We start from the raw sequence: 19,989 nt of genomic DNA on the forward strand, positions 1-19,989 counted from the left end.
TGATACAATGATAAAGATGAAACACAAAATAACCATAGCGATCAGGTATGTTTTATGAATATCCGCTTGACATACACTCTAAAGGAGAGACTATGAAAATAGAAAAAAGATTATGGATTACTCTGTTCGTGTTTGGGCTGTTTGCCATCTGTTTTTCAGGTTGGATTTTCAGCCAGAGTACCACCAGGGAAAAATTGTTCTGGGATAATACGATCCAGTGCGAAACAAAAGAACTGGAAGAAGGAGAAATCAAATCAGAGAATATTGCTCTGCCTGAAGATTTCGATATCCCCAGATCCATCTTATTTAAAACCACCCACACCATTGCAGAAGTGTTGCTGGATGGAGAAAAAATATATGAATACGGAAATGAAGCGGATGCCCCGGGCTTTATGAAGACACCTGGAAGCTGCTGGCATATTGTGGATATTCCGGGAGACAGTTCAGGTAAAAATCTGGAAGTCAGAATTATTCCGGTATATGAGGGCTATTATGGAAATGAAGTCATCCTTGTATACGGAACACGAGGCGATTGTATTCTGAAAATCTTAACAGACAGTCTCGGAACTTTGGTAATCAGCTGTGGAATTCTGTTTGCCGCTGTTATCTGCCTGCTTCTCTATTGTGGCGCAGTGCGAAGAAAAAGAAGAGACAAAACAGAAGCAAAAATTGAGATTTTTTTAAACCTTGGATTTTTCTCATTGCTGGTCGCAGTATGGACACTGGTACAATGTGGTTTTCTGCAGTTTTTGATTCCGGATGGAAGAACCTTATATTTTGTGGATTATTTTTCACTCTTTCTTTTCCCGGTACCATTTAATTTCCTGTTATATGATATCTGCAAAAGCAGGTACCATAAAGGAGCATTGATTTTTTCCATTCTTTATCTTGCAAATATGGCAGTCGATGTTTTGCTTCAGTGTACAGGAATTATTGATATGTTCCGGTTACTTTCTGTAACTCATGTTATTATGGTTGCAAATGCGGTTTACACAGTTGTGATCATTCTTTACGAAGCCAGAAAAAAAAGAAATGATGTAGCCCAAAAATTCCAGTATTCTATGTACGTGGCCATGGGATTTGGAATGGCAGAAATGTTTCGTTATTATTTAAGAAGATTTCAACAGACATCCATTTTGCTTTCTACAGGAACCATGCTGTTTATTATTATGCTGATCTGGATCCAGGTTTCTCAATATTACGATCAATATATCCAGAAGCAAAAGGTGATCTATCTGCAGAAAATAGCCAATATGGATATGCTCACAGAGGCCATGAACCGAAATGCTTACGAGGATATGGTGAAATATCTGGATGAAGGTGAAATTAAACTGCGCACTACAGGTGTAGTGCTTTTTGATCTGGATAATCTGAAAGTAATCAATGATAATTTTGGACATGAAAAGGGAGACGAGGCACTGAAGCTGTGTTATCAGTGTATCAGTCAGGCATTTCAGAATGTAAAGAACTGTTTTAGAATTGGCGGCGATGAGTTTGCATATGTATATCACAGCGATGAGAAAGATATGATTCCGGAACGGCTGAAGACACTGGAGCTGATTTTGAAGAAAACCGCAGAAACACACAAGCTGGAGTATCCGCTTAGTATATCAGCAGGATACGCTTATTATCAGCCGGATATAGATTTTGACTTTAAAGATATCGTAAGACGAAGTGATACCATGCTGTACCGTCAGAAGCGCAGGAAGAAGATTGCGGGGTCAACTGATCCGGGTCACTTGCTTTCCCGCATGGAAAAGCATTCCACAGAGGAAATTACAGATGAAGTGATCCTGCAGGAGAAAAAATATCAGAGAATGCCCTTGGATGAGCTTTGCAGCGTGATCGATCTTCTGAGTCCGACCACAGATAATTACCCGTATGTGGTTGATTTCCGGACAGATTTTTATTACATAGCAAACCAGGCTCTTGACCGTTTCTGTATTCCGAAAAATAGTTTTCATAATGTGATTTCAAACCATAAAGAATTTGTATATGAACCTGATTATGAAAAACTGAAAGAGGAATTTGATAATCTTCTTAAAACAGACCGTTGTATCCATAGTATGGAATATCGATGGCTGGATCTGAAAAAAATGCCGGTCTGGATTCATTGCAAAGGATATCTGGTCCGGGATGATAATACGAAACCTCTTTATATGATCGGTTGTATCAATGAGATTGGAGAAAGACAGAAGGCAGATAATGTAAGCGGGTTATTAGGAGAGACAGGATTGCGGCAGTATATGGATCAACAGGATACTCCTTTGGAAACAGGATATCTGCTTCGTATAGGAATCGATCATTTTAAGGAAATCAATGATAACTTCGGACAGGAGTACGGTGATTTTGTACTTAGAAAAACAGCAGATTGTATTTCCGGCTGCATATCAGAAGCACAGAAAGTGTACAAGCTTGTGGCAGATGAATTTCTGATTCTGGATGTTTTTTCTGACGAGGTGAAGGATGCAGATAAACTTTATGATAAAGTGAGAAATGAAATAGACAGATTCATTGAATCTAATGAGTTTAAGGTCATGTATACGGTTTCAGGAGGAATTGTGCCATTTGCGGCATTAAAGGGGAATCAGTATTCAGAAGCCCTGAAGCTGACAGATTTCGCTTTGAATGAAGCGAAAAAGCTGGGAAGAAACCGTTGCTATATATTTAATGAGGAAACCTACAGAAGATTTCTTAGGAAGAGGGAGATTACTCAGGAACTGAGAGAAGCTGTGAACAATGGCTTCCGAGGCTTTAGGGCTTTTTATCAGCCTGTATTTGCTGAAGATAAAAAGGTGTCTTATGGAGCAGAAGCTTTAATGCGTTTTACTTCTGAAAGATTTGGAATGGTTTCACCGGCAGAGTTTATTCCGATTCTGGAAGAAACAGGACTTATTATTCCTGCTGGCCGATGGATGATGAGGGAGGTTATGGGAAAATGCAGTGAAATCAGGAAAGTAATTCCAGAGTTCAGAGTAAGTATTAATATTTCTCAGGTTCAGGCATCCAAGTCTGATGTGATCCAGGATATCAGTGGGGAAATGAAAAGAGCCGGGCTGCCGTTGGAAGCCTTGATCGTGGAATTGACAGAGAGTGACCTTCTGGAACAAAATATAAATGAGAAGCATTTTCTTACAGAACTGAAGCGGATGGGGATCAGTCTTGCACTGGATGATTTTGGAACCGGATACTCGAATTTCCATTATCTCAGCGAACTGAAACCGGAGATTATTAAGATCGACCGCTCTTTCACTGCCAAAGCAGTTGCAGATGAACAGGAATATTATCTGCTGAATCAGTTCTGTACCATGACCCATAATCTGGATATGAAGATTTGCATCGAAGGCGTGGAAAATGCTCAGGAATGGCTCAAAATCCGAAAGCTGCGCCCGGAATTTACCCAGGGATATTTCTGGGGAAAACCTTGTGGGTATGAAGAGTTTATGAGAAAATTTATAGAAAGAAAATGAGATGAAGAAAAAAATTTGTAAGTTGTCAGCAGCAGTATTACTTTTTTTCACAGGGATTATGGAGATTGGCTGGCGTTTTTTTAACATGGTGGTCTGCTGCAAAAGAGGAGGAAGGAAAAAGGAAAGAAAGAAATGGTTTGAATTATCCCATATCCGGGATAATCATCCCAGAAACGGATACGCAAAGGAATATGAGGAGAGCAGGGCATGGTGCGAAGCTCAGAAGATGCAGGACTGCTATATCCGGAGTGTGGATGGATTAAAACTCCATGGATTCTATCTGCCTGCAGAGAATGCAAAGAGATTTGTCATATTAAGCCATGGCTATCGGGGCAGCAGATTTGGTTCCCTGTCATTTATGGCAAAATATCTCCACGAGCGCCAGTGCAATCTTTTATTTATGGAACAGCGTTGCTGTGGAGAAAGTGAAGGAAAATATATCACTTTTGGAGCAAAGGAAAAATGGGATGTACAGCGGTGGGCAATTTATGTGTCCGAGAGAAATAAGGAGAAGCTTCCCATCTATCTGTATGGACAGTCTATGGGAGCATCTGCTGTATTGATGGCATCCGGCTACTGGCTTCCGCCAGAAGTGAAGGGACTGATCGCAGACTGTGGATTCCAGTCTATGGAAAGACAGATGCGGGATATGGCTGATAACTGGTTCCATCTGCATTATATCCCTTTGCTTTTGAAGGAAATGGAATGTCTGTGTCACCTTATTGCAGGATTTCATATGCAAGATGCGGATACCACAGAAGCCATGAAAAGGAATACAAGACCTGTTCTTTTCTTTCATGGAGAGAAAGATACCTATGTGTATCCGAATAATTCATTTCAGAACTATATGCTGTGCAGAGCACCAAAGGAGCTGGTCATTGTACCGGGAGCAAGGCATCTGTGCAGTGCCTATGCAGATCCGGAATTGTATCAGCGTACAGTGATGGAGTTTTTTGAGAAATATGATGGTAGTAATTCTGAAAAATAATGTGACTGTTTTCCACCGCCAAAGGTGATTACGAATGACAATAATCCCCGACCGGGACTTATCAGATACGTTTTGTTAAATGTATGATAAGTCCCGGTCAATTTTATGTAAAGTGTTCATTAAGTCCTGAGGGTACTGGTATTTTGGAATAATCTGTGCTATTTTTTGTCCCGTAATAAAAAAGTAATGTTGTAGCTGTCAGTACATTGTTTTTGAAATATCTGTAAGCTACTGAACAAATATGTAATGTTTTTGCACCCGGGAAAAGAGAAACCGAGAGATGGAGGTTTAAATAAAGTATGACAAACTACTATCCTTTAACAGCAGCACAGAAAATGCACCACAACTGGATCATGGATTACGGTACACAGCAGGTATCCGGTGTCAGTGTTGTGGCATCTGTACAGGCTGAACTGGATTTTGGATTATTAAAAAAATGCATTCAGATGGAGACAGAACGTTCAGGATGCACCAGAATCCGTTTTACGAAGCCTGATAAAGACGGAAATGTACAGCAGTACCTTGTAAAACAGGATCCAAGGGATATCGGATTCAAGGATCTGTCAGGAATGGGAAGCCTTGCAAAAGCAGATGAGCTGATGCAGCAGTGGGCATATGAAACCTTTGACGGTGATGATATTCCCATGTGCGAGTTTACTATGCTGAAGCTGCCGGAAGGATATAATGGTTTCTTTGTACATATGGATCACAGACTGATCGACTCCTGTGGTCTGGTAGTAATGATCGGTGATCTGTTTCAGTTATATACCTATTATAAATATGGAACAGCCTATCCACAGGAACTGGCAGATTTTGAGACAGTACTTAAAAAAGACCTGGCAAAAGCAGGCAATGAGAAACGTTTTGCAAAAGATAAGAAATTCTGGGATGACCAGCTGGATGCACTGGGCGAGCCACTGTATTCTGATATTCAGGGACCATCCGTACTGGAGGAAGCGAGAAAACGTCATGGAAATCCCGGACTTCGTTCTTCTGACATTGAGATGAAGGATTTGTTTGTGGCAGTTAAGGATTATTATCTGGAGCCGGAACCAACTAAAAATCTGATCGATTTCTGTATGAATCATCAGCTCTCCATGACTAATCTTCTTCTGCTTGGCATCCGTACCTATCTGTCAAAGGTAAATAACGGACAGGAAGATATCACTATTCAGAACTTTATATCCAGACGTTCTACTCATGATGAGTGGACTTCCGGAGGAAGCAGAACCATCATGTTCCCATGCAGAACAGTGATCTCACCGGAGACAGATTTCCTTTCAGCAGCTTATGAGATCCAGAATATGCAGAATCGTATCTACATGCACAGCAATTACGATCCGGCACTTATTATGGATGAGATGAGAAAGAGATACAATACACCGGAGCATACAGGATATGAGAGCTGTTATCTGACTTATCAGCCAATGACTGTGAAGGTGGAGAATGAAATGCTTGGAACCATCCGTCAGCATGCAAAATGGTTTGCAAACGGTGCAGCCACCAAGAAGATGTATCTGACCGTATCCCATACAGAAGATGGAGGTATGAACTTCTCCTATCATTACCAGACTGCTCATCTGGAGGAACATGATATGGAGCTGCTTTATTATTATATGATGCGTATTCTTTTCAAGGGAATCGCAGAGCCGGATATGAGCATTGGCGAAATTATGGAACTGGTTTAACCGAATCAAGCAGATATTTGCAATCCGTTTGACTATAAGAATATTGAACAGTATAGACGATAAGGATAACAGAACAAATAAGTAGGAGGAAACGTAATGAATCAGGAAATGGAATTTAAAAATATTGTAGCACAGTATAGCAAGGTAGCACCGGAAGAAATGAATCATGAAATGAGATTCCGCGAGGATCTGGGTTTCAGCTCTCTGGATTTTATGTCCTTTTTAGGTGAGCTTGAGGATACTTTTGATCTCGAACTTGACGAGAGCGAAGTGCTGAAGATCACAACTCTTGGCGAAGCCTTAAATCTGCTGAAAGAACTTCAGTAATTTTTTTTGGAATAACTTGAACAGTTCAGAAAATAATGGGGGACAGATATGCTGATCAGAAATATATTAGAAGAAAGTGCACGTAAATTTGACGAAGTAAAAGCAGTAAAATGGCTCAATAAAAAGGAAATCATGGAAAGAAGCTATGGCGAACTGATGGAAAATGTAGTTTCCACCAGAAAAGGTCTTCTTGCAGAAGGCTTTGAGGGAAAGCACATTGCGCTGATCGGAACCAGTTCTGTAGAGTGGATGGAAAGCTATCTGGGAATCATTACAGGATGTACCACAGCAGTACCGCTGGATGCCGCACTTCCCTGTGAGGATCTGATCGACCTGCTTAACCGTTCCGATTCCGCCGCTCTTTTCTTAAGTCCGAAGCTTAGACCATATCTGGATGCATTTCTTGGAAACTGCCCGAAACTTCAGAAGGTGTGGATGCTTCAGGAAGAGGTAGAAGATGCGCCGGCAAAGGTATACGGTATTGGTGAACTTCGAAATGCAGGAAAGAGTGCATCAGCAGATTCTGTCTGCCCGGATGCAGAGGATATTGCAACCATTATCTTCACTTCCGGAACAACAGGAAAGAGTAAGGGTGTTATGCTGACACAGAATAATCTGGCTTCTAATGTTGAGGCAGTAAAGATCACAGCAGAACCGGGAACTGCCATGCTCAGTGTGCTTCCGATCCATCATGCATTCTGCCTGGTTATGGACTGGCTGAAGGGATTCTCTCTGGGTGCAACTCTTTGTATCAATGATTCCCTGCTTCATATGGTAAGGAATATGAGTATTTTCAAACCGGATATTATGCTTATGGTTCCAATGATGATCGAAACTATTTATAAGAGACTGGCTGCCGCTGATCCGTCAATCCCGAAGCAAGTTCTGGCAGAAAAGGTATTCGGTGGAAAATTGCGTATTATCTTTACAGGCGGTGCACATCTGGATCCATATTATATTGAACGTTTTGCAGAATATGGTGTTGAAGTACTGGAAGGCTATGGAATGTCAGAATGTTCCCCTGTTATCAGCAACAACACACCGGAAAATCATAAAAAGGGTTCTATCGGAAAACCACTTGAAAATGCAGAAATCAGATTTGAAAACGGTGAGATCCTGGTAAAGGGCAGCAGTGTTATGAAGGGATATTATCAGATGCCTGACGAGACAGCAGAGACTTTAAAGGATGGATGGCTTCACACCGGTGACAAGGGATATATGGATGAAGACGGTTATCTGTTTATCAATGGACGTGTGAAGAACCTGATCATCCTGTCCAACGGTGAAAATGTATCTCCGGAAGAAATCGAGAATAAGCTGGCTCTGAATCCGCTGGTAGGCGAAGTGATCGTGACAGGTGAGGACAATGGCCTGACTGCCCGCATCTATCCGGAGCAGGCAGTTGTGGAAGCGAAAGCATTGGATACAGAGGCGATTCAGACACAGCTTCAGGCATTTCTGGATGAATATAACAGAAATCAGCCCACCTATCGCCGCATTACAGGACTGGTTGTCCGCAAAAATCCGTTTATCCGCAACACAACAAAGAAGATTAAGAGGCAGGATGTTCTGATTGATGAGCCGCTGGCGTAAATAAGACCGGGCAATGATTATGCTCCCTGAATTAGGATAAAAGCGGCAGCATACCGGATAAAAAAATTTCAGACAGGATATCAGCGATTACTTCCGGTGCAAGATTAAAATTATCCCGGCTCCATTTGTGGAGAACTCCGATAGTACTGCCGATGGCACAGGTGATCACATAGGAAACTTCTTCCTTTGTATGCCTGTCAGGCCTAGAATTAGATGTAGTCTCTGTAACATAATGATGGAGCATAGTCAGCATTTTTTCAAACAGATCATTGCCATGAGGTGTGCTTAAAAGACCGGACAGAAAAGGATTTTCCATAGTGTACCGGCACAGAGTCAGAAAATAGGAACTGCAGATATCCCGGTCATTTTTGGGTTGGAAATTTTCCATCATGGAAAAAACATCATAAATCGTTTTATCCTCAACTGCAGAGATCAGTGAAGGGATGTCCTGATAGTGATTATAAAAAGTACTTCTGGCAATACCTGCTGTTTTTGTGATGTCGGATACAGTAATCCTGTCAGGCTTCTTTTCTTTTACCAATTTGAAAAAAGCACCTAAAATGGCCTCGTCAGCCACGGAATATCTTTCATCGGGAATTATATTTTGCATAGCCGTCTCCTCCCGGGAGTCTGTAAGTAATACATAAAGTATACCACAAATCTGACGATAAAAAAATATATTTTCATTCTCAGTCAATTCTTTTACTTTCTGCATAATCCCATATCCATAATTGATTGTTAAAGTTACTGTTCACACACTACTATCCCGCGAGGTGTTTTGGCATGAATATGCCAAAATCCCGAGACATACAAGCCAAAATATTATGTTACATCGCATTGCGATGTATTTGTCAAGCAGGAATGTATGTGCTATGATTAAATCGACTATGGAATAATCCATTATCCGGAGAAGAAAAAATGAAAATATCAGAGGTACGATGGGAGTAGTTTTTATGCGTAGAAGAGACAGAGAAGTAACAGATCTTAATGAGATCATACATATACTTGATTCGGGTAAGGTTTTGCACCTTGGGCTAGTGGATCAGGGAAAGCCATACATAGTTCCTATGAACTACGGTTATGTTATGGAAAATGATAAACTTGTATTTTATGTGCACAGTGCTTTGGAAGGCCGTAAGCTTGACATTATCAGAAACAATTCAGACTGCTGTGTTCAGATCGAGTGTGATGTTCAACCATTTTCAGGTAAAGTAGCCTGCCAATATGGGTGTAGTTATTATTCTTTTGATGGATTTGGAACTGCGGAGATTGTGGAAGCACCACAAGAAAAAATTAAGGCCATGAGTGCCTTAATGAAAATACAAACAGGTAAGGATTTTGAGTTTAATGAGCGGCTGGTTTCAATTGTCAGTGTCATCCGAATTGAGTGTGATTATTATACTGCAAAGTACAGACCATTACCGGCAAAGCCAGGAGTGGAAAGATAGGAAAATTAAGAAACTTTCTGGTATATAGCAAAGAAACAAATAAAAGATTGATTTATAAATGAATGATAAAATAATATCTGTGAAATAAGAAGGGGAAAAATGACTATTAGAAAAGCAGAAGAAAAAGACATTCTAAGAATAATTGAACTGTTGGGACAGGTATTGCAAATTCATGCCAATATAAGACCTGATATTTTTATTCCTGGTACCACAAAATATACTGTAAGCGAATTGACAGAGCTATTAGGAAAAGAAGAAAAACCCATATATGTAGCAGTGAACGAGGAAGATGTTTGTGTGGGATATGCATTTTGCCAATTACAGGAACAGCCTTTTTCAACCAATATGGTACCGTTTAAGTCTCTTTTTATAGATGATCTATGTGTGGATCAGCAGGCACGAGGACAGCATATTGGTGAGCGTCTGTTTGAGTATGTAAAAAACGAAGCAGAGCGAATGGGCTGTTATGAAGTGACATTGAATGTATGGGCAGGAAATACTTCAGCCGAAAAGTTCTATGAAAAAATGGGCATGAAAACAAAAGAAAGACAGATGGAATATATCCTAAATCAGAGTTTATAAACATGGATAAAATGATATAATTCAAGCGGTAAGTAAAGCGGTAATTCAAGAAAAACAACAAGGAAAAAGTCAATCGGAATTAGCTTAGGAGAAAAATATATGAATCTTACAATGTTAGGTACTGGAAATGCACTTGTTACAGAGTGCTATAATACTTGCTTCACATTACAGGAAAATAATCAGTATTTTATGGTTGATGGTGGCGGTGGAAATACAATACTTCATCAATTAAAACATGCAGGAATTGATTGGAAAAATGTAAAAACTATTTTTGTAACACATAAGCATATTGACCACATTACAGGTATATTATGGATGATGCGTATGATATGTCAGTATATGAGACAGGGAGAATACGAAGGAGAAGCCACAATATATGCTCATGATGAAGTGATTGATCTGCTAAAAGATTTAGCAGAAAAGCTTCTGCAGAAAAAAGAAATTGGTTTTATCGGCAAACGCCTTCATCTGATTGCTGTTAAGGATGGAGAAGCTGTTAATATTTTAAATAAAAAGGTTACATTTTTTGATATACAGTCAACAAAAGCAAAACAGTTCGGATTTTGCATGGAACTGGAAAAAGGCAAAAAACTGACTTGTTGCGGAGATGAACCATATAATGATTATGAAAAGAAATATGCAGAAAACAGTACATGGCTATTACATGAAGCATTTTGTTTAGATGGTCAGGCAGATATATTTCATCCTTATGAAAAACATCATTCAACAGTAAAAGATGCCTGCCAGTTGGCAGAAAAACTTAAGGTGGAAAATCTGTTGCTGTATCATACCGAAGACAAAAATATAGCCCAGCGAAAAGAACTTTATCATAATGAGGGAAAAGAGTATTTTAATGGAAATATTTTGATTCCGGATGACCTGGAATCATTTGAACTTTGAAATTCTATGTCAAAAGAAAAGAGATTTGTAAGAGATTTTTCAGATCCGGTTGCCGTTCAGATTGCGGCAGCCGGATTGTTTTACAGGAGCTTTTATTTTGATTTTTTAGCGTTTATATAATTTATGATCATGTCTGCTGCATCGGAAATATCAAGTTTTCCAGTATCGATAGACAGCTGATACTGGCTGGCGTCTTCCCATTCTTTGCCTGTGCAGAATTTGTGGAAGGATGCTCTCTTTTCATCTACTTCTTTTATCAGTTTCGCAGCTTTTTTCTCATTGATGCCGTCTCGCTCCATTACACGTTTGATACGACAGTCTTTATCTGCGTGAAGAAAAACGGTAGTTGCGTCAGGATCATTTGCATAGATTGCTCCTGAACAGCGTCCGATGATTACGGCAGATTTTTGCTGTGTAAGTTCACGTATAAGTTCAAAAGATTTTTCCATTGGATTGCTTTCTCCATAGCTTACAGCAATGCTATAGAGCAGGCTGTTTACTGCTTTTTCCCGGAAAAATTCTTTGTTTTCGTCAAGCTTTCCAAGTTTCTGGGCCTCTTCTTCCAGTTTCTTTCTGTCATAGAGTTCCAGTCCAAGTCTGGAAGCCAGTTCTTTTCCTATTTCATGTCCGCCGCTTCCACACTGTCTTGCTATTGTAATAATCATATCCCATGCCTCCTGTGCAATGATGTCGCATTTAATTTACTGTTAGAGTACTTTTCGATTACTGTTCACTGCTAATATCCCGCGAGGTGTTTTTTGTGAGCGAAGGTCACAGAAAACCCGAGACATACCGCGCGAATTTATGCGATTAGCATATATTCGTGCATCGCGAAGCGTGTTGCTGGGAACGGAGTGAACAGTAATCTTTTTCGGAATTATTATACTCAAAAAAAATTGAAATGTATATGCCAAAATCTACTATAAATTGCCTTTGCAAACATTGATATTCTGGTACTTATGGCAAATTGGTCTGACAAATCCGAGAAAAGCACTTTAAGCCGAATTTCTTGCAGGTGCACCTTATTGTCAGGACGTTACTGAGAACAGAGCGAACAGTAGCGTAAGACTTATGTTAAATATAGTTAAACCTCAGTAAAGTCTATTGAACTTTTTTCTTAATGTTCATATACTCTCCAATGTAATGAACACCCGATCTGTGATCGTGTGATGAAACATTCATTTCTCAGGAGGATTATGAAAAAATGAACAACTTATGGCGAAAAAGTTTTATGGCAGGTATTTTATCAGTTTCACTGGCAGCAGGAGCGGTTACCCCGGTATTTGCAAGTGCAGCACCGGACGGAAAAACAGAGGCTGCTTCTCTTGCAGGCGGAATGGGAATTTCCCAGAACTGGGAATCCTGGAAAACAGAGTGGGAAGCTGTTAAGAATGACTGGACTCAGGTTTCACTTACTCCAGGCTCTGACTTTAGCCAGTTAAATTTCGCATGGTATTCTAAAAAAGACAACTCTGACACAGCAGAAAAGAAAGAAGAACAGGCTGCACAGGAGTTCTCCGCTCAGTCAGGTGATGCTTTCAGTGACAGCAGTGAATCTGTCTTTGCAGGGACAGAAGCCGATACTTCAGCAGGTGAAACAGTGGAAGCAACACAGTCTGAAGAGACAGAAGCAAATACAGCAGAGGAAACTGCAATAGCTGAAAAGGATACAGCAGCAGAAGAAAGCATAGCAGCATTTAATGCGGAAGAAGGAGAAAATGCAGCAGCATTTAGTGCTTCTGAGAATGACGTAGAAGAGTTCGCAGCAGAAGCAAACTCAGATGCGGACTTTCCTGATTTTGATACAGAAAGCGATGAAAGTCGTGCAATTGCTGCAATGGTAGCGGATATCCTTGGAGCACAGGCTGATACAACTGCGCCGAAACTGATTATTGGTGAAGGCAGAAATATGAAAAATGCAAAAGTGTATGTTGCAGAGCAGACAGATGCAACTACAAATACAAAGACAAATGAGGCATATTTTTCCAATAAAGTAACAGCCACTGGTCTGAGTGCAAATACTGCGTACTATTACAGCTATGAAAAAGAGGATGGAACTTACACAGAGCCAGCAGAATATGCTACAAAATCAACAAATAATTACAGCTTTATTTTCGTAGGTGATCCGCAGATCGGATCTTCCAATGAACTGAAAGGCTCTGATACAGCAGAATTTTATCAGGCACAATCCGATGCGGTCAGAAATGATTCCTTTAACTGGAACACTACATTAAATGAAGCTATGGATAAAACAGGCGGAAATGCAAGCTTCGTAGTATCCGCAGGTGACCAGATCCAGACAACAAAGAAGAAATCTCCGGGAAAAAGTGAAATGACCAGTGAGATTGAGTATACTGGATATTTAAGCCCGGATGTGCTGAAATCCCTTCCTGTTGCAACTACAGTTGGTAACCATGACGCAGATAATGCGAACTACACATATCATTTTAATACACCAAACAGCAGTGACCTTGGTTCTAACGGAGTTGTGGGTGGAGATTATTATTTCACATATGGAAACACCCTGTTTATGATGCTCAATACACAGGATACCAATGCTGCTGAACATAAACAGTTTATGGAACAGGCGATTGCTGCAAATCCAAACTGTACCTGGAGAGTCGTAACCTTACATCAGGATATTTATGGTTCAGCAGAGCATTCCAATGAACCGGAGATTACAAACCTCAGATATACACTGGTACCCTATTTTGAAGCAAATGATGTAGATGTTGTTCTTACAGGACACGATCATGCATATTCCCGTACCCATATTCTTGAGGGCGGACATAAAACTGTAGAATATACGGATGATGAGTTTGATGCAGAGTTGGATAAGGACATGGATGCAGGAGAAAATCCGGCTACAAGATATGAAGCACCGGCAAATATTTCTGCAGATTCCAAGGAACCGGCTGATGTGGCTTATCTGAATTATCTGAATGCGGTTATGGATAAGGATGCAGTAGAGGATACAGAAAAGGGTGAGACAGTTGTAAATCCGGATGGTATTCTCTATATGACAGCAAACTCTTCATCAGGAAGCAAGTATTATGATCTTGTACCAAGAATGCAGAGCTATATTGCAAACAGATGGCAGGAAGATATTCCGACTTATTCTGTTATTGATGTAACAGATAACACATTTACGATCAATACTTATCGTACAGATAATGACCAGAAAATTGATGAAACCTTTACGATTAAAAAAGGTGTGACAGAAGATATTAAATCCACATCTGTAGGTAAAGTGAAGAATCAGGTTTATACAGGAAAACAGATTCAGCCGGCTCTTAAGGTAACTCTGAATGGAAAGACATTAAAGGCAGGAAAAGACTATACAGTTACCTATGCAAATAACAAAAATACAGGTCTGGCAAAAGCAACCATCAATGGAACCGGAAAGTATACAGGAACACAGACAGTAACATTTAAGATTGTGCCAGAGAAGGCAGTGTTAAAAACTGTGAAAGCCGGAAAATCCGGAACAGCTACTGTTACGATCGGAAAAGCAGGCGGAAAAATTTCCGGCTACGCAATCCAGGTTTCTACAGATCCTTCATTCAAAAAGGTAACTACTTACCGTACAGCAAAAACTACATATACTCTTAAAAATCTGTCCAAAGGAAAAACTTACTATGTAAGAGTAAAAGCATTTACCAAAGTTTCAGACAAAAACGTGTATGGCGCAGCAAGCAAAACAATTAAGGTGAAAGCAAAATAATGTTAAACAAAAATTTCCTTCGGAGAGGGTGCCTGGTGATCGCAGGCATCCTTTTCCTCATTTTTCTGATTCAATATAATAAGATAGAAAAAACAGAACTTCTTTCCACAGAGGGCAGAACCTTTGAGAAAGCAGTAGTAACAGAGGTTACTTCAGATAACCTTACAGAAAACGGAAACAGAGTGGGTAATCAGACGGTCAGTCTGAGACTCTGTTCCGGCAAATTTAAGAATGATGAAGTGGAAGCAATCAGTTCTTCCAGCTATCTGTTTGGAGCAACCTGTAAAAAGGGTATGAAAGTCATTGCACTGGTCAGTGAATCACAGGGCGAAGTCATTGCATCTGTATATAGTGCAGACCGTGAATTTTCCTTATATTTTATGATCGCGGTGTTTCTTCTGGCAATTATCCTGATCGGGGGGAAAAAAGGTGCGGCATCTGTACTGGGACTGGGCTTTACCATTGTATGTGTACTGTTTCTGTTTCTTCCGATGATATACAGAGGTGTTTCGCCAATCTTTTCAGCGGTAGTTGTTGCTGTTATAACTACTGTAGTAACAATTTATCTGATTTCCGGAATTTCGGTTAAATCATTAACTGCAATTTCAGGAACTGTAACAGGGGTTGTTATGGCTGTTATATTTGCAGGGATATTTGGAAAAGTAACTCAGATCACAGGATATAATGTAAGTGACATTGAAGAGCTGATTTACCTGGAAGAGAAAACAGCTATAAAAATAAATGAACTTCTGTTTGCAGGGATCCTGATCGCATCATTGGGAGCAGTAATGGATGTAGGAATGTCTATTGCCTCTACTTTACAGGAAATATACAGCAGACGCCCAGATCTTGGAATGTGGGACTTGTTTAAAAGTGGCATGAATGTTGGAAAAGATATGATGGGAACTATGTCAAACACGCTGATTCTTGCTTTTGCAGGCGGCTCTCTCAACACACTGGTATTTATTTTTGCATATAACTATTCCTATCATCAGATCATCAATATGTATTCTATTGGGATTGAACTGATGCAGGGGATTTCAGCAAGTATGGGAGTGATCCTGACGGTTCCCTTTACCTCACTGGCAGGAGCCTTCTTTACTTCAGGAAAAGCATTGAAAAAATGATTCTTGCAGGAGGGATCATAAAACGATGAAAGTAAATAAAGCAGATGAATTCTATAAGATATTAGAGAGAAAATCCATATATCCGGTGTTTCAGCCGATCGTCAATTTACAGACTGGCAGGGTGTCCGGCTATGAGGCACTTAGCCGTATAGACAGGAGCAGTACGACACTTACGATTTCAGATTTGTTTGTGATCGCTGAACAGTTGGGATGCGTATGGAAATTAGAGAAACTATGCAGAAACAAAGCTCTGAAGGCAGCAGTTGCAAAACCGGAAAATGTAAAATTATTTCTTAATGTTGATGGCAATATTATTCAGGATAAAGCGTTTATACAGGGATTTACAAACCGTAAGGCTATGAAAGCCGGGGTTCCTGCTTCTGATATTGTATTCGAAATAACAGAGAGATCAGACATAGAAAACTACCAGATATTGCAGCAAATCATGAAACATTATGCAGATCAGGGATATGAGATAGCATTGGATGATGTGGGAGCAGGGCATTCAGGACTAAACCGTGTGGTAAATACCACACCTGATTATCTGAAAGCGGATATAGAACTGGTAAGGGATATCCACAAGTATAAGAAAAAAGAAATCATGATGAAACTCCTGCTGGATTACTGTAATGTAACAGGAGCAATTCTGATTGCAGAAGGGATAGAAACAGCAGAGGAACTGGAATGTCTACACAGCCTGGGAGTGCATTACGGTCAGGGATTTTTCCTCGGAAAACCAGAGCGCGCATTTGAAAATATCGGCGATGAAGCTGCAGAGATATTAGAGAGAAGACGTTCTTGTGCAGCGGAGAATTTTTCCTGAAATTACGACAAGTACGATAATTGCCTGGAAACGAAACATAGAGAAAAGCACCTGTCAAAGAATCTTTGCGCAACTATATATGCAATGTAATGTGATGATTGCTTTACTTTGAACATTATTTTTGAGATACTAATAGTAAAGCGGACATTCGCAATCCGCTTCGCTACTTGCTCATGAACGCAGTCGCTTCGCAATCTGCGTTCAAAGAATGATGAAAATATGAATATTATGCTATCAGAGAAAGGAATGTGATATTATGAATATAGGAAACCAAATATTGAATATTCGTAAAGAAAAGCAATTAACACAAGAGAAGTTTGGCAGATTATTTCATGTTACCCGACAAACTGTTTCAAATTGGGAAAATGAAAAAAGTTATCCGGATTTACAAATGCTGATAGATATAAGCAATCAGTTTGAAATTTCTCTTGATACGTTGATAAAGGAGGATTCAAAAATGGTAAAGACAATGGATAAAGAAAGAGTATTGGGAAAAATAAAAAAAGAAAAATCAATCATTGAATTTTTTTCGGGTGCAGGCACTGGAATTATTGTAGCTTGCTTGCTTTCACCCGATTCCATACGTCGAACTGTAGCGATAATTGTTGGACTTGTAATGATTGGAATTGGTTGGTATAAAAAAACAAGGTATGATAATAAAGTTTTTAAATATATGGAAGAATTCGAAGAAGATTAATTATTTTAGATAAGACAGACAATATAGATAGAGGAGAAAAAGTTATGCCAATTGGAGTAATTATTAACGGATTATCCATAGTGATCGGTGGTATCCTGGGTACCTTGTTGGGACACAAACTGAGTCCAAAGTTTAAGGAGGACATTACCCTGGTGTTCGGGGTATGTTCTATGGGAATGGGAATCAGTACGATTGGTCTGATGGAAAATATGCCGGCGGTCATTTTTTCCATAGTGATTGGTACAGGTATCGGGCTGGCTGTTCATCTTGGTGAGAAAATTAACGCAGGTGCAGGTGTTATGCAGCGTGGGATCAGCAAGTTTCTCAAGAACTCAAGTTCAGAGCTGTCTGAGGATGAGTTTATGAACACACTGGTTACTCCAAGTTGATGATCAATGGTGATACACGCACCAAAAGGAAACAACTGGCAGAGCTGATTTCTTCCATAAACAAGAGCTCTACCTGATTCGGTTATGATACCAGTGGAAGTACATAGGTTACCCAGAACCATGACATTGGCATGATCAGCACCATCGCAGGTATCATATCCGCAGTTGGAAAGTTTTTCAGCTTCACCATACGAAAGCCTGTTGCAAGCATCAGGAAACCGCCACAGGCTTTAAAGTCATTGATCATATCAGGTGTAGTCAGCGGAAAAATTGCTGTTGCCGCAAAAAAGAGTATCAAAAAAATGATGATCTGCGGAATCGCGATCATGCAAACCACCATTCCCAGACTACATGCAAAAATAGCAGCTGTAAATAAATCCAGAATAGATTTTGAAATCAGTACAGAATGATCTCCGCTCATTCCAGACACAATGGAACCATAAATTCCGGTTCCACTGGCACAGAATAATACGATAATAGTAACCGGACTAAAAACACCAGAAATAATAAAAGTAGCTGTATAGCTCTAAAGAGCAAGCAGTAGTGGTGTCATGGATGCACCCTGAAAAAAGGCGGTATCCCGCCTTTTTTCAGATGCTCTGGTAACTCAGTTGCCGAGTAATTCACATGAAAGTAATGGAAAAAGGCTGAAAAAAGGTGGAAAGCCGAGTCCTGATAATGATATTCAATTGATGGTTTATTCCATACGGGAATAAATCTTCATCAAATCTTTATTTTTTTCTGTTAGGTTATATTTCAGTAAGAAATGAAATATAGAAGGAAGGATAGTAAAGATGGAAATGATGTTGCAGACACAAAATTTATGTAAATATTTTAGAAAACAGAAAGCGGTAAATAATGTTTCGCTTAATATCGAAAAAGGACAGATTTATGGACTGCTTGGACCGAATGGCGCTGGTAAATCTACCACATTGAAAATGCTGACCGGTATGATGAAACCAACTGCAGGCAAGATTTACTTTGATGGAAAACTTTTGGATAGGAAAGATTTATCAAAAATAGGAGCGTTGATTGAAAATCCGCCAATTTATGAAAATCTCTCAGCCAGAGAGAATTTGAAGGTAAGACAATTATTGCTTGGTATAGATGAAAACAGAATTGATGAGGTCTTGCAGATTGTATCACTTACAAACACCGGAAAGAAGAAAGCAGGGCAGTTTTCTTTGGGAATGAAGCAAAGACTAGGCATTGCAATGGCATTACTTGGAGAACCGGAACTTTTGATATTGGATGAACCTACGAATGGATTAGATCCAATAGGCATCGAGGAGTTACGAGAGCTGATCCGGTCTTTTCCGGAACAGGGAATCACTGTAATTCTCTCCAGTCATATTCTCTCAGAGGTACAGTTACTTGCAGATAAAGTCGGGATTATTTCAGGTGGAATCTTAGGATACGAAGGAGCATTAAAGCAGGGAGATAATCTTGAAGATTTGTTTATGAATGTGGTAAGAAAAAACCAGAAAGCAGGTGAAATCCATGGTTAATATTATAAAAGCAGAACATCAAAAAGCCAAAAGAACCATGCGAAAAAAGTTTATCTGGGGATTTCCTCTTCTTACATTTGTCATGGCATTTATATTTACTCTTGGGATGACAAATGCTTATGCAGAAAGTGTTTGGAACTGGTGGTATACACTTTTGCTGCCGGGGATGATTGCTCTATTTTGTTATCTTTCTGTGGCGCAGGAGAAAAAGATAAAATACTATCATTTAACGACTATTCCCACAGACAGAAGCAAATTGTTGCTGGGGAAAATTATTTATATTGGGTGCATGATTCTATTTTCCAATGTGATTGTATTTGCAGGAGCATCGTTTGGAGGTTTTCTTCTGACGACACATGTTCCAGTTGGAGGAGCGTTGATTGCAGTATTGTTTCTGACGGTTTCTGAGTTATGGGAGATTCCGGTAGCTTTATTTTTAAGTGAACGCTTTGGAATGATTGTAAACCTGATCGTCTGCTTGTTTATTACCGTCAGCGGTGTAGTGATATCACAAACCAGAATCTGGTATGTACTTGTCTCTGCAATTCCTATGAGGATGATGTGCCCGCTGCTTCATATTTTACCGAATGGTCTTGCTGCGGAAACTGGAAATCCTTTTTTGAATACGGGAGTCATTGCTCCGGGGATCTGCCTCTCAATGATCTGGTTTGTTCTTGTAACAGTTTTGCTTTTGAAATGGTTTGAGGGAAGAGAGGTGAAGTAAG

The 19,989-nt window shown here is 39.8% G+C and carries 17 protein-coding genes and 1 pseudogene; 15 read left to right on the top strand and 3 right to left on the bottom strand.

The window, feature by feature from the left end; genetic code table 11:
* The first annotated feature begins 92 nt into the window (after window positions 1–92).
* The 5 genes from H8Z82_RS07390 (at window position 93) to H8Z82_RS07410 (ending at window position 8,066) form a co-directional block, all read left to right on the top strand.
* Window positions 93–3,470, top strand: coding sequence for a bifunctional diguanylate cyclase/phosphodiesterase (locus H8Z82_RS07390; protein WP_186994726.1), 3,378 nt, complete (start codon window positions 93–95; stop codon window positions 3,468–3,470).
* Between the two features lies 1 nt (window position 3,471).
* Window positions 3,472–4,458 carry an alpha/beta hydrolase gene (locus H8Z82_RS07395; RefSeq protein WP_186994727.1) on the top strand — a complete coding sequence of 329 codons (987 nt, stop codon included), beginning with the start codon at window positions 3,472–3,474 and terminating at the stop codon, window positions 4,456–4,458.
* 299 nt (window positions 4,459–4,757) lie between these two features.
* Window positions 4,758–6,146, top strand: coding sequence for a condensation domain-containing protein (locus H8Z82_RS07400; protein WP_186994728.1), 1,389 nt, complete (start codon window positions 4,758–4,760; stop codon window positions 6,144–6,146).
* Window positions 6,147–6,242: 96 nt separating this feature from the next.
* Window positions 6,243–6,473 carry an acyl carrier protein gene (locus H8Z82_RS07405; protein WP_186994729.1) on the top strand — a complete coding sequence of 77 codons (231 nt, stop codon included), beginning with the start codon at window positions 6,243–6,245 and terminating at the stop codon, window positions 6,471–6,473.
* 48 nt (window positions 6,474–6,521) lie between these two features.
* The gene (locus H8Z82_RS07410) at window positions 6,522–8,066 is read left to right on the top strand and encodes an AMP-binding protein (RefSeq protein ID WP_186994730.1); all 1,545 of its coding nucleotides are present in this window, start codon (window positions 6,522–6,524) and stop codon (window positions 8,064–8,066) included.
* 31 nt (window positions 8,067–8,097) lie between these two features.
* Here the strand turns inward: H8Z82_RS07410 and H8Z82_RS07415 are convergent, their stop codons facing one another.
* A complete protein-coding gene (locus H8Z82_RS07415) occupies window positions 8,098–8,676 on the bottom strand; it encodes a TetR/AcrR family transcriptional regulator (RefSeq protein ID WP_186994731.1) in 579 nt (192 codons plus the stop codon).
* A 343-nt stretch (window positions 8,677–9,019) separates the two neighbouring features.
* On the opposite strand from H8Z82_RS07415, the gene H8Z82_RS07420 reads away from it, so the two are divergent.
* The 3 genes from H8Z82_RS07420 (at window position 9,020) to H8Z82_RS07430 (ending at window position 10,996) form a co-directional block, all read left to right on the top strand.
* Window positions 9,020–9,514, top strand: a complete 495-nt coding sequence (locus tag H8Z82_RS07420) for a pyridoxamine 5'-phosphate oxidase family protein (protein WP_186994733.1) — start codon at window positions 9,020–9,022, stop codon at window positions 9,512–9,514.
* Between the two features lie 99 nt (window positions 9,515–9,613).
* Window positions 9,614–10,096 carry a GNAT family N-acetyltransferase gene (locus tag H8Z82_RS07425; RefSeq protein ID WP_186994734.1) on the top strand — a complete coding sequence of 161 codons (483 nt, stop codon included), beginning with the start codon at window positions 9,614–9,616 and terminating at the stop codon, window positions 10,094–10,096.
* Between the two features lie 99 nt (window positions 10,097–10,195).
* Complete coding sequence (locus H8Z82_RS07430; protein WP_186994735.1) at window positions 10,196–10,996, top strand: MBL fold metallo-hydrolase; 801 nt, start codon at window positions 10,196–10,198, stop codon at window positions 10,994–10,996.
* A 92-nt stretch (window positions 10,997–11,088) separates the two neighbouring features.
* Here the strand turns inward: H8Z82_RS07430 and H8Z82_RS07435 are convergent, their stop codons facing one another.
* Window positions 11,089–11,661 carry a cytidylate kinase-like family protein gene (locus H8Z82_RS07435; RefSeq protein WP_186994737.1) on the bottom strand — a complete coding sequence of 191 codons (573 nt, stop codon included), beginning with the start codon at window positions 11,659–11,661 and terminating at the stop codon, window positions 11,089–11,091.
* Window positions 11,662–12,200: 539 nt separating this feature from the next.
* Between H8Z82_RS07435 and H8Z82_RS07440 the strand changes: the two genes are divergently transcribed.
* The 5 genes from H8Z82_RS07440 (at window position 12,201) to H8Z82_RS07460 (ending at window position 17,756) form a co-directional block, all read left to right on the top strand.
* On the top strand, window positions 12,201–14,720 hold the full coding sequence (locus H8Z82_RS07440; protein ID WP_243176417.1) for a metallophosphoesterase: 2,520 nt from the start codon (window positions 12,201–12,203) through the stop codon (window positions 14,718–14,720).
* On the top strand, window positions 14,720–15,847 hold the full coding sequence (locus H8Z82_RS07445) for a YibE/F family protein (RefSeq protein ID WP_186994739.1): 1,128 nt from the start codon (window positions 14,720–14,722) through the stop codon (window positions 15,845–15,847). The genes H8Z82_RS07440 and H8Z82_RS07445 overlap by 1 nt, the downstream gene beginning before the upstream one ends.
* A 25-nt stretch (window positions 15,848–15,872) precedes the next feature.
* A complete protein-coding gene (locus H8Z82_RS07450) occupies window positions 15,873–16,670 on the top strand; it encodes an EAL domain-containing protein (protein ID WP_186994740.1) in 798 nt (265 codons plus the stop codon).
* Between the two features lie 256 nt (window positions 16,671–16,926).
* Window positions 16,927–17,367 carry a helix-turn-helix domain-containing protein gene (locus H8Z82_RS07455; protein WP_186994741.1) on the top strand — a complete coding sequence of 147 codons (441 nt, stop codon included), beginning with the start codon at window positions 16,927–16,929 and terminating at the stop codon, window positions 17,365–17,367.
* A 44-nt stretch (window positions 17,368–17,411) separates the two neighbouring features.
* Window positions 17,412–17,756, top strand: coding sequence for a DUF554 family protein (locus tag H8Z82_RS07460; protein ID WP_243176418.1), 345 nt, complete (start codon window positions 17,412–17,414; stop codon window positions 17,754–17,756).
* Window positions 17,757–17,838: 82 nt separating this feature from the next.
* Here the strand turns inward: H8Z82_RS07460 and H8Z82_RS07465 are convergent.
* A pseudogene (locus tag H8Z82_RS07465) lies at window positions 17,839–18,240 on the bottom strand (DUF554 family protein); the annotation flags it as partial.
* Between the two features lie 310 nt (window positions 18,241–18,550).
* Here H8Z82_RS07465 and H8Z82_RS07470 point away from each other — a divergent pair.
* Together H8Z82_RS07470 and H8Z82_RS07475 are read left to right on the top strand one after the other, a co-directional pair.
* Window positions 18,551–19,264, top strand: a complete 714-nt coding sequence (locus H8Z82_RS07470) for a lantibiotic protection ABC transporter ATP-binding protein (protein ID WP_186994743.1) — start codon at window positions 18,551–18,553, stop codon at window positions 19,262–19,264.
* Window positions 19,257–19,988 (top strand): lantibiotic immunity ABC transporter MutE/EpiE family permease subunit, encoded by a 732-nt coding sequence (locus H8Z82_RS07475; RefSeq protein WP_186994744.1) that lies wholly within the window; start codon window positions 19,257–19,259, stop codon window positions 19,986–19,988. The genes H8Z82_RS07470 and H8Z82_RS07475 overlap by 8 nt, the downstream gene beginning before the upstream one ends.
* The last annotated feature ends 1 nt before the right edge of the window (window position 19,989 follow it).

It is taken from the genome of Blautia difficilis (assembly GCF_014297245.1).
Classification (GTDB): Bacteria; Bacillota; Clostridia; order Lachnospirales; family Lachnospiraceae; genus Blautia_A; species Blautia_A difficilis.